Consider the following 11,357-nt stretch of genomic DNA (forward strand, 5'->3'; position numbering starts at 1 on the left):
TGTTGAAGCATCTTTTTAAAAATACCAATTAGAATTGAAGAAAATCGAAAAATCATCCATGTTGACATGGATGCTTTTTTCGCTTCTGTAGAAGAAAGAGAACATCCAGAATATAAGAAGAAATGTCTGATAGTCGCCCAAGATCCACGAAAACACCATCATCATGGAGTCGTGACGACGGCTAATTACAATGCTCGAAAGTATGGTGCACATTCCGCTATGCCAGCTCAACAGGCGGTCGATCTGATACCTCGAGATAAATTAGTGATTTCTCCACCAAATTTTGAATTGTATCGCCAAGTTTCTCAACAGATACATAATATTTTTGGCGATGTGACTGATAATTATCAATCTGTAGCTTTAGATGAAGCGTATCTGGATGTTACTCAAAATAAGTTAAATGAAATTAACACAATTAAAATAGCTAATTACATTCAGCAAAGAATCGTTAAGGAGACTCGCTTAACTTGTTCAGTCGGTATTTCGTATAATAAATTCTTAGCAAAAATGGCTTCTGATTATCGCAAACCCTTTGGACGAACGATTATTTTAGGACAATATGCGGAAGATTTTCTCAGACCAATCCCGATTGAAAAATTCAATGGTATTGGTAAAGCCATGCAACAAAAGATGCATGATATGAATATTTATACTGGTGAGGATCTGCAAAAGTTAGATCAGGATGTTTTTTTGAAGGATTTTGGTAAAATGGGTTACGTAATATATAAACGGGTTCACGGAATTGATGATTCGCCAGTTAATGGACATCGGTTGCGAAAATCAATCGGTCGGGAACGGACGTATAATCGTAACTTAGTTACCGACGAGCAAATTAATCAGGAATTAGATTTTTTGGCTGAATTAGTTAGTAAGGATTTAAAAAAGCAACGTCAACATGGTAAAACTGTTGTTCTCAAACTGCGTAATTCAGATTTTGAGACGATCACCAAAAGAATGAGTTTTCAAGATTATGTCCAAACAAAAATGGAAATTTATCGTGTTGCTAAGGATATTTATGATAAATTAAAGGTAACCGATCAAAAAATCCGTTTATTAGGGATTACAATTACAAATCTTGATCCATTATCTTATGAAGAAGTTTCTTTGGATCTGTCTTACAAAGGGGACAATTATAATGAATAGTTTTGCCGAAATAATTGCAACAATAAAAAAATATGATAGAATTATCATTCTACGTCATCAAAATCCAGATCCTGATGCATTGGGATCTCAAACTGGTTTAGCAACTGCAATTCGTCAAGCTTTTCCACAAAAGAAAGTTTTAATCGGTGGAAATGATACTGAGGGTCTCAAATGGCTCTCAAGCGCTCAAAAAGTAAGCGATGAAGATTATCAAGATGCTTTGGTTATCGTAGTGGATACCGCTAACCAACCAAGAATTGACGATCAACGTTTTGATGATGGAGCATTTTTGATCAAGATCGATCACCATCCTAATGATGATGTTTTCGGAGACCAATTGTTTGTTAACACTGATGCTAGTTCTTGTTCAGAAATCATTGCTGACTTGATTGACAGCAGCGATGACTTACAATTAACCAAGAAAGTTGCCTATTATCTATATGCTGGAATTGTCGGCGATACGGGTAGGTTCCTTTATCCATCAACGACGGAACACACGATGAGAGTCGCTGGAAAGTTTATCGCTTTAGGCGTTGATACGGCTGCAATCAATAATAAAATGAATGAAGTTAGTTTGAAACAAGCTAAACTTCAAGGATTCATTTATGATATTTTACAAATTGATAAGTCTGGTGCAGCGTTAGCTATCATTGATCATGATTTGATGAATAAATTAAATCTAAATCAAGAAGAAGCTAACTCAGTTGTTTCAACTCCAGGACGTTTAAAGGAAATTAGCGCCTGGGTGGAAGCTGTTCAAAAAGATGATGGTACTTTCAGAATGCATTTGCGTTCTCAAGGTCCAATTATCAATGAATTGGCTAAAGAACATGACGGCGGTGGACATCCATTGGCAAGTGGTGCCACAGCTAAAGATCTTGATGAAGTTAAACAAATGTTTGAGGAATTAATAAAAATAGTTACTGATTTTAATCAGAAGGGTGAATAGATGACTAAATTTTCACAATATAATTTTAATGATGCCATTAATAAGTCATTAAAAGAGATACATTTTGACGAACCGACTAAAGTACAAGAGGCAGTAATTTCTTTAGTCAATAAGAAGAAGGATATTATTGTCCAATCTGAAACTGGTTCAGGAAAGACACATGCCTTTTTGTTGCCATCAATGAATGCCTTGACTAAAAATCAAGAAGTTCAATTATTGATTGCCACTCCTAGTAGAGAATTGGCTTATCAAATTTATGAAGATACCCAAGCGATTTTGAAGAATTATCCAGAAGAGTATCATGCCTTTATTTTTGTTGGTGGGGCTGATCGTGATCGTCAAAAGAGAAAGCTTGAAGCACATCAACCACAAATTGCCATTGGAACTCCAGGTCGACTTTGGGATTTGATTCGTGAGAATGATTTGCATGTAGAAAATGTTCAAAGATACGTAGTTGATGAAGCTGATATGACGCTTGACATGGGCTTTTTGAATGATATTGATAATATTACCAATAAATTGCCGGAGGACCGTGAAATGATGGTCTTCTCAGCTACAATTCCACAAAAATTGGAACCATTTTTGAATAAATATATGCATGGTCCTAAACGAGTAGAAATTAAGAGTAATAGTATCATCCCTAAGAACGTTGATAATTGGTTAATGTTCACTCATGGTCGCGATAAAAAAGAAATTATTTATCGCTTAATGACAATTGGTGAACCATACTTAGTTTTGGTTTTTGCTAATACTAAGAAGACCGTTGATGAGATATATCATTACTTACGTAATAAGGATTTGAAAGTTGCTCGAATACATGGTGGATTAACACCTAGAGAACGTAAACGAACAATGAAACAGGTTGAAAATATGGAGTATCAATTTGTGGTAGCAACTGATTTAGCTGCTCGAGGAATTGATATTAAAGGTGTCTCACATGTTATCAATGCTGAGATTCCTGATGACTTGGACTTCTTTATTCACCGTGTTGGTAGAACTGGTCGTAATGGAATGTCTGGTATTGCTATCACGCTTTATGATCCGGGCGAGGATGGTAAAGTTGACGAAATCGAACATATGGGTATTAAGTTCGAACAAAAAGATATTAAGAATGGTGAAATCGTTGAGGCGAAAGATCGTGATCGTCGTCAAAGTCGTAAAGCCACTCAAGAAAAACTTGATACTAAATTAGTTGGGTTTGTAAAGAAACAAAAGACCAAGCGTAAGCCTGGTTATAAGAAAAAGATTAAAAAAGCAATCTCTGATGAACATCGTCAACAAAGAAAGATTCAAGTTAGACAAGAACGACGTAAACAAAGAGATGCAAGACGTAAGAAGAATAGTTAGTTTTAAATATTGACAATTTTTGTGTTGGTGGTTAATATTTTCTTTGGATATATCTTATGTTAAATGTTTTCAGAGAAGGCTGTTTGGTGCGAAAGCCTAAATATTTAAGATAAAGATGCTGCCAATTAAAATTGTAGATAAAAAATGTTGAGAGGCTAACGAAATCGTTGCAAACAAGGTGGTACCGCGCATGGGCGTCCTTGGAATTGCAGCGATTTTTCGCTTTTTTGGGGAGATAATATGAGAAATTTATCAAGTGCTGAGATAAGAAAAATGTTTTTAGACTTTTTCCAAACAAAAGGTCACATGATTGAACCTAGTGCATCATTAGTTCCACATGATGATCCAACTCTATTGTGGATCAACTCTGGTGTTGCCACTTTGAAGAAGTATTTTGATGGAACTGTCGTTCCACAGAACCCACGTATTACTAATGCTCAGAAATGTATTAGAACTAATGATATTGAAAATGTTGGTCGAACAGCTCGTCATCAAACATTCTTTGAAATGCTTGGTAATTTCTCTGTCGGCGATTATTTCAAAAAGGAAGTTATTCCTTGGGCTTTTGAATTCTTAACAAGTCCCGACTGGATTGGTATGGATAAAAATAAGTTATATATTACAACTTATCCTAAAGATACTGAGACTCAAAAATTATGGCAAGAAGCTGGGATTCCCGCCGATCATATTTTAAAGAATGAAGATAATTTCTGGGATATCGGTGAAGGTCCTTGTGGTCCTGATTCTGAAATCTTCTATGACCGTGGTCAAGAATTCAATAATCTTTCAGAAGATGATCCTGAGAACTATCCTGGTGGAGAAAATGAACGTTATCTTGAAGTTTGGAATATTGTTTTCTCAGAATTGAATCACCTACCAAATGGTCAATACGTTGAACAACCACATAAGAATATTGATACGGGTATGGGTCTAGAACGTTTAGTATCAATTGTTCAAGGCACAAAGACTAATTTTGAAACTGATTTATTTATGCCTTTGATTGAAGATGTTGGTCAATTATGCGGTAAGAAGTATGGTGAAAATGATGAGGATGATATTTCATTCAAGATCATTGCCGACCATGCTAGAACTGTTTCATTCGCTGTTGGTGACGGTGCATTGCCTTCTAATGAGGGTCGTGGATATGTCATCAGACGTTTGATCAGACGTGCTGTTTTGAATGGTAAAAAATTAGGCGTTAATGGTCCATTCTTATACAGATTGGTACCAATTGTTGGAAAGATTATGGAGAGTTACTATCCAGAAGTTAGTCAACAACAAGAATTTATCGCTAAAACAATTCAACAAGAAGAAAAACGTTTTTCAGAAACTTTGGATGCTGGTTTAGCATTATTGAATGGTGTAATTGCTGATTTAAACAAGCAAGGTAAAACAGTTATTGATGGTGCTTCGGCTTTTAAACTTTATGATACTTATGGATTCCCTGTCGAATTGACTCGTGAATATGCCAGAGATCAAGGTCTATCTGTCGATGAAGCTGGCTTCAAACAAAACATGGAGGAACAAAAGCAACGTGCCCGTGATGCTCGTGGTAATTTGCAATCTATGGGTATGCAAGATGAGACTTTGATGGAAATTGAGACACCAAGTGAATTTGTTGGTTATGATCACAATGAAACTCAAAGTATTTTGAAGAATATTATTGTTGACGACAAAGAGGTTAAGAACGTTACCGAAGGTCAAGCACAATTGATTTTTGATAAGACACCATTCTATGCAGAAATGGGTGGCCAAGTCGCTGATGTGGGTAATATTTACGATACTAAGGGTAATCAAGTTGCTGAGGTAGTTGATGTTCAACATGCTCCAAACGGTCAAAATATCCATTTAGTAAATGTTATGTCAGAAATTTCAGCTGATACTGAGTATAAATTAGAGATCGACGGTGATTTCCGTGAAAAGGTTCGTCACAATCACACGGCTACTCATTTGTTAGATCAAGCTTTACGTGATGTTGTCAGTTCAAGAACTCACCAAGCTGGTTCATTGGTTGAGCCGGATTATCTTCGCTTTGATTTCAACAGTACAGCAGCTTTAACTCCAGAACAGATCAAGCAACTTGAGAAGATCGTTAACGAAAAGATTTGGGCCGCTATTCCTGTTAAAACAGAAGTTTTGCCAATTGAAGAGGCTAAGAAGAAAAAGGGTGCAATTGCTTTATTCAGTGAGAAATATGGCGATACTGTTCGAGTTGTCGAGATTGATGACTTCTCAACTGAATTCTGTGGTGGAACACATGCCCGTAATACTTCAGAACTAGGCTTGTTCAAGATTACTTCTGAATCAGCCATCGGTTCAGGCACGAGAAGAATTGAAGCCGTTACTGGCGAAGAGGCTTTTGAATACTTGAACGATCAACTTCAAACTCTACAAACAACTGCCAAGAATATGAAGGTCAATCAATTAAAAGATGTACCTGCACGTGCTGAGCAAATGGTTGATGAAATAAAAGAATTGAAACGTGATAATCAGAATTTAAAGACGCAATTAACAAGTCAAAAATCAGCAGAAGTCTTTGACAATGTTGAAGAAATTAATGGTTATAAGGTTATTTCTAATATAATTCCAGCTGATATGGAAACACTTAGACAATTAGCCGATAAATGGAAGAATGAGAACAAATCAGATATTTTAGTTCTAGGTGCTAGTGGTGATAACAAAGCCAGCTTAGTTGTAGCTGTAAACGCAGATTCTCAAGCAAAGGGTGTAAAAGCCGGCGATCTTGTTAAGAAGATCTCTAAAGAGATTCAAGGTGGCGGCGGTGGTCGTCCTGATATGGCTCAAGCTGGTGGTAAAAACCCCGCTGGTTTAACAAATGCGTTACAATTAGCTAAAGATATTATTAAATCTTATTAAAGTGGGCTATAATTGAACTAAGCATTCTAGTCACTTAAATATTTGTTATATGGAGGTTTGCCATGAGTTCACTTGATAAAACAATGAGTTTTGACTTTAATGAAAATAAGGGTAAAGATGTTAAGGAAACACTTGAGAGCGTTTATCAGTCACTAGAGGAAAAGGGATATAATCCAATTAACCAGATTGTTGGATACTTGCTTTCTGGTGATCCTGCTTATATTCCACGACACAATGATGCCCGTAATTTGATTTTGAAACATGAAAGAGACGAGATAATCGAAGAATTAGTTAAGAGTTATCTCAACCAAGGTAAATAAATGCGATTATTAGGTTTAGATGTTGGCGCAAGAACTGTCGGTGTTTCAGCTAGTGATTTGTTGGGCTGGACTGCACAAGGTGTAGAGACCATTCATATGAATGAGAAAAAAGAAGACTTCGGGTTGGATCGTCTTGGCGAAATAATCGAAGAAAAAAAGGCAACTGGCATAGTTCTAGGATTGCCCAAAAATATGAACAACACTGAAGGTCCCAGAGCTGAAAAATCGCGTGAATATGGCAAAATGGTCGAAGAGAAATTTAATTTGCCAGTCGATTTTATTGATGAACGTTTGACTACTGTACAAGCAGAAAGAATGTTGATTGATGAAGCAAATGTTTCTCGTCGTAAACGTAAGAAAGTAGTCGATAAGATTGCTGCAGAAATGATTCTACAAAATTATCTTGATGCCAAAGGTAAACTAACACGAAATTAGGTGATAAATATGAGTGAAAAACAACCACCAAAAGATTTAGATGAAGTTATTCTAAGTGATGATCAAGGTAACAAAGAAACTTACAAGATTCTTTTTACTTTCGATTCAGATGATTATGGTAAATCATACGTTTTCTTATATCCTAAGAATTCAGAAGACTCAGATGAAATTGAAGTTCAAGCTTTCTCCTTTTCACCAGATAAAAATGGCGACGTTGATGCTGGAGAATTGAATCCAATTGAAGATCCAGAGGAATGGGATATGGTCCAAGAGGTACTGAATACCTTCACAAGTGACGAAGAATAGAATGAAGATGACGATTGGCGCAAGCCAATCGTTTGGTATTTTTTATCCTAATATGATTTACAAATTCGCTTTTTAGCATGATTGATGTAAGGAGAAATAATGCTTAGTCTGTTACTTATTTTACTTTTGATTTATGGTTTTTATATTGGTGCGCGACGTGGTCTGGCCATGGAAGCATTTTATGCGGTTGGTTATGGAATATTCTTTTGTTTGGCCTGGGTGTCATTTAAGGCTCTTGGTCCAAAATTTGAGATGATAGTTCCTTATCCTTCTGCTAGTTTAGGCAGCGAGTTTGCCTTTTTCTCTACAAAAGTTGGTATGAAATTAGACGATGCATTTTATCGTGCCTTTGCTTTTATTTTCGTATGTTTCATTGGTTGGATAGTAATTCGTTTTATAGGTTTGTATTTTAAACGATTGACTTATTTTCCAATGTATAATGATGTGAATATTTTGAGTGGAGGTATCATTGGATTAGTTGTCACTTACGTAACAATATTAATGCTGTTGTTACTAGCAGCAATGATTCCAGTGGCAGGAATTCAACATGCTTTGCAACATTCATTTATAGCTTCGACGATGATTGAAAGTACGCCGGTATTGACCGAAACGTTAACTCATCTTTGGATTGGAGCTATGTAACTTTTAGACTGGGACAAATTGTTTCAGTCTTATTTTATAGTAGGAGAGAGATATGAATAATAAAGCTTTGAAAGTATTAGAGTTTGACAAGATCAAAGCTGAAATTGCCAAATATCTGATTACAACGCGCGGGAACACTCTCTTAAAAAAATTAATGCCGATGTCGGTAGAATCAATCGTTCAAAGATTGATCGACCAAACCAAAGATGGAGCCGATATTCTTCGTATTAAGGGTGAAATCCCGGTTAGAAAATTAGCCGATCTACACGATCAAGCTAATCGATTGAAAAAAGATGGAAATTTAAATGGAACAGAGTTAGCCCAAATTGGACAAGTTCTTCAAAATACTACTGAATTAAAAGAATTCTTTGATGGACTAAAAGATGATCAACTCGATTTGCGTCAATTGTACAAACTTGATGACAAGTTGATTGACAATCCCGGATTGACGAAACGAATTTCCAGATCCCTAGATGATACTGGTCGAGTTTTAGATACAGCATCAGATGATTTGAAATATATTCGTGGTCGGATCAGTCGTTTAAATGATCAAATTAGACAGACGATGGAACAATATACTCGTGGTAAGAACACCAAGTATTTGACTGAAGCTATTGTTACTTTGCGTGACGATCGCTTTGTTATTCCAGTTAAGACTGAATATAAGACCAAGTTTGGTGGAGTTGTTCATGACCAAAGTGCCAGTGGACAAACTTTATACATCGAGCCTCAAGCTGTAGTTGGATTAAATAATCAATTGCACGAGTCTCAAGTGTCTGAAAAGATGGAAGAAGTCCGTATCCTAAATGATTTGTCTGATTTAGTTCGTCCAGAGATTGATGAGATTGTTAAGAACAATGAAGTTTTAGCTCAATTTGATTTAATCAATGCTAAGGCTAAGTATGCTCGTGAAATAAAGGCGACAGAGCCCGTAATTTCTAAAGACCACACAGTTACCTGTATAATGCAAAACATCCTCTTATCGACCCTGAGAAGGTCGTAGCTAATGATATTAAGATGGGCGATGGTTATAAGACAATGTTGATCACTGGTCCTAATACTGGTGGTAAAACTATTACGATGAAGACCCTAGGTTTGATTCAATTGATGGCTCAAGCCGGCTTGTTTATACCTGCTCGTGAAGAAAGCGAAATTGCTGTCTTTGACGAGATCTTCGTGGATATTGGTGATGAACAATCGATTGAACAAAATCTAAGTACTTTCTCATCACATATGGACAATATTATAAATATTATTCATAAAGTTTCTGAGCATAGTTTAGTTTTAATAGATGAATTAGGTGCAGGAACTGATCCACAAGAAGGTGCAGCTATTGCCATCGCTATTTTGGAAAAATTGGCCCAGTCGCACTGTTTTATCATGGCAACGACTCACTATCCTGAATTGAAGGTTTTTGCTTACAATACCCCTGAGACAATTAATGCCAGCATGGAATTTGACGACAAATCACTCAAGCCGACTTATCAATTATTGATTGGTATTCCTGGAGCAAGTAATGCTTTTAACATTGCTGCTAGATTAGGGATGGATCGAAGCGTTGTTGAACGCGGACAATCGTTAATGGATGGCGAAAGTCAGGATCTCAATAATATGATTGCTGATCTTGAAAATCGTCGGAAAGAATTTGAACAAAAAAATGAACAATTGAAGGTTCAATTGTCCAAGAATAAATCTGTTCAAAAAGATTATGAAACTAAAACTGATGCACTGGATAAATCTAAGGCATCTGAGATTCAGGCAGCGAAAGTTCGTGCTAATCAAATTGTTTCCAAGGCTAAAAAAGAATCCGAAAAGATTATTGATCATCTACATAAGATGGAACGTGAAGGATCGGTCGTTAAGGAAGATCAAATTATTTCAGCCAAGACTAATTTGAAGAATTTACATCAAGATGAAGCGATTAAGAAAAACAAAGTTTTACGTCGTAACAAACGTAAGCAGATGTTAAAAGTTGGTGATGAGGTTAAAGCTTTACCTTATGACCAGATTGGTACGATTGTACGTAAAGATAAGAACGATCAGTATGAAGTGCAATTGGGAATTTTGAAGATGAAGTTTGGTGCCGAAGATTTGGAGAAGACTCAAGCAAGTGAAGCGGAACCAGAAAAGAAGCCAACTATGGTTCGACGAACACGGAGCACAGGACTTTCCAGCAAACTTGATTTGCGTGGCGAGCGCTATGAAGAAGCTATGTCTGACTTAGACCAATATATTGATGCAGCTTTGTTAGCTGGGTATAATCAAGTTACGATCGTGCACGGCTTTGGTACCGGAGTTATTAGAAAAGGTGTTACGAAGTATTTGCAACGTAATCCACGAGTTAAGTCGTTTGGGTACGCTCCAGCTAGTTCTGGAGGTTCTGGAGCGACAATCGTTGATTTGTAGTAAGCAGATATTTTTTCATAAATGTTTAAAAATGCTAATATTTAATTTGTTAAGGAGTGATAATAATGGTTGATGAAGTAACAGATAAGGATTTTGAAGAAGAAACAAAAGATGGTGTTGTATTGATTGATTTTTGGGCAACATGGTGTGGTCCATGTCGTATGCAATCACCTGTAGTTGAAGAATTATCAGAAAATGATGACTCAGTTAAGTTTATGAAGATGGATGTTGATGCTAACCCTAATACACCAAAATCATTTGGAATTATGGCTATTCCAACACTCATGATTAAAAAAGATGGCGAAGTAGTTGATAAATTAACTGGCTTCCATAACAAAGCACAACTTGAAAAGATTTTAGACAATTATTCTGACTAATTTCTAAATCTATTCAAATAAAAATCCCTCAATTCACTGCGAATTGGGGGATTTTTGGTGTATACTTTAGTTTCGATCAATTTGTATTTTAATTGAAACGCTTTTGGCTTTGCTGTTGACGGTATATGTTCCTAAACAATATGCCCCAATCGTTTTTTCGACAGTTTCAGCAATTATTCCAGTCTCTAATGAAAACTCCGGATCATCGTTATTAGTATCGAAACGTTGAACGACTTCGGGACCAGTTAGGGTATAAATATAACTATGCTTGGTTTGCTTGGTAATTTCCAATTTACCAAAACCAGCTTTTTTAAATAAGTCAGGTAAGCTCTGCATATCGAGAATTAACTGACGACTGAGATTTTTACCTGCCCAGTATAATAATTCAACGGTATCTTTATCTAGTAGATCAGGAAGGATAAAATCGCGGAGTACCGAAACTGCAAAGTAATTTTCAGTTAACGTATTTTCATTCTTATCATCTTGAGTATCATCTGTTAACGTTGGTTTGTTGAGATCATTTGATTTTGCGGCCATTGCTTTAACTCCTTTTTT

Annotated in this window: 10 protein-coding genes and 1 pseudogene; 10 read left to right on the forward strand and 1 reads right to left on the reverse strand. The window is 36.2% G+C overall.

The genetic code is table 11. The features are described from left to right. Nucleotides 1–51: 51 nt before the first annotated feature. The 10 genes and pseudogenes from dinB to trxA all read left to right on the forward strand — a co-directional run bounded on the left by dinB (nucleotide 52) and on the right by trxA (nucleotide 10,802). Nucleotides 52–1,143, forward strand: coding sequence for a DNA polymerase IV (gene dinB / locus LA20249_RS00090; protein WP_418236100.1), 1,092 nt, complete (start codon nucleotides 52–54; stop codon nucleotides 1,141–1,143). After that, nucleotides 1,136–2,092 carry a DHH family phosphoesterase gene (locus LA20249_RS00095; RefSeq protein WP_057739050.1) on the forward strand — a complete coding sequence of 319 codons (957 nt, stop codon included), beginning with the start codon at nucleotides 1,136–1,138 and terminating at the stop codon, nucleotides 2,090–2,092. Before dinB ends, LA20249_RS00095 begins: the two co-directional genes overlap by 8 nt. After that, nucleotides 2,093–3,439, forward strand: a complete 1,347-nt coding sequence (locus LA20249_RS00100; RefSeq protein WP_057739049.1) for a DEAD/DEAH box helicase — start codon at nucleotides 2,093–2,095, stop codon at nucleotides 3,437–3,439. Nucleotides 3,440–3,679: 240 nt separating this feature from the next. Further along, on the forward strand, nucleotides 3,680–6,316 hold the full coding sequence (gene alaS / locus LA20249_RS00105; RefSeq protein ID WP_057739048.1) for an alanine--tRNA ligase: 2,637 nt from the start codon (nucleotides 3,680–3,682) through the stop codon (nucleotides 6,314–6,316). Between the two features lie 62 nt (nucleotides 6,317–6,378). Further along, nucleotides 6,379–6,636 carry an IreB family regulatory phosphoprotein gene (locus tag LA20249_RS00110; RefSeq protein ID WP_025084641.1) on the forward strand — a complete coding sequence of 86 codons (258 nt, stop codon included), beginning with the start codon at nucleotides 6,379–6,381 and terminating at the stop codon, nucleotides 6,634–6,636. Next, entirely contained in the window at nucleotides 6,637–7,071 is a 435-nt protein-coding gene (gene ruvX / locus LA20249_RS00115) for a Holliday junction resolvase RuvX (RefSeq protein WP_057739047.1), read from the forward strand. It abuts the gene before it with no gap. A gap of 9 nt (nucleotides 7,072–7,080) precedes the next feature. Further along, nucleotides 7,081–7,377, forward strand: a complete 297-nt coding sequence (locus tag LA20249_RS00120) for a DUF1292 domain-containing protein (RefSeq protein ID WP_057739046.1) — start codon at nucleotides 7,081–7,083, stop codon at nucleotides 7,375–7,377. 99 nt (nucleotides 7,378–7,476) lie between these two features. Beyond that, the gene (locus LA20249_RS00125; protein ID WP_083477930.1) at nucleotides 7,477–8,019 is read left to right on the forward strand and encodes a CvpA family protein; all 543 of its coding nucleotides are present in this window, start codon (nucleotides 7,477–7,479) and stop codon (nucleotides 8,017–8,019) included. A gap of 52 nt (nucleotides 8,020–8,071) precedes the next feature. Continuing rightward, a pseudogene (locus LA20249_RS00130) lies at nucleotides 8,072–10,425 on the forward strand (endonuclease MutS2). 65 nt (nucleotides 10,426–10,490) lie between these two features. Further along, nucleotides 10,491–10,802: a thioredoxin gene (gene trxA / locus LA20249_RS00135; protein WP_057739045.1), complete on the forward strand. Its 312-nt coding sequence runs from the start codon at nucleotides 10,491–10,493 to the stop codon at nucleotides 10,800–10,802. A gap of 66 nt (nucleotides 10,803–10,868) precedes the next feature. Here the strand turns inward: trxA and LA20249_RS00140 are convergent, their stop codons facing one another. Beyond that, the gene (locus tag LA20249_RS00140; protein WP_057739044.1) at nucleotides 10,869–11,339 is read right to left on the reverse strand and encodes a DUF2507 domain-containing protein; all 471 of its coding nucleotides are present in this window, start codon (nucleotides 11,337–11,339) and stop codon (nucleotides 10,869–10,871) included. Nucleotides 11,340–11,357: the final 18 nt, after the last annotated feature.

This window comes from Companilactobacillus alimentarius DSM 20249 (assembly GCF_002849895.1).
Taxonomy (GTDB): Bacteria; Bacillota; Bacilli; order Lactobacillales; family Lactobacillaceae; genus Companilactobacillus; species Companilactobacillus alimentarius.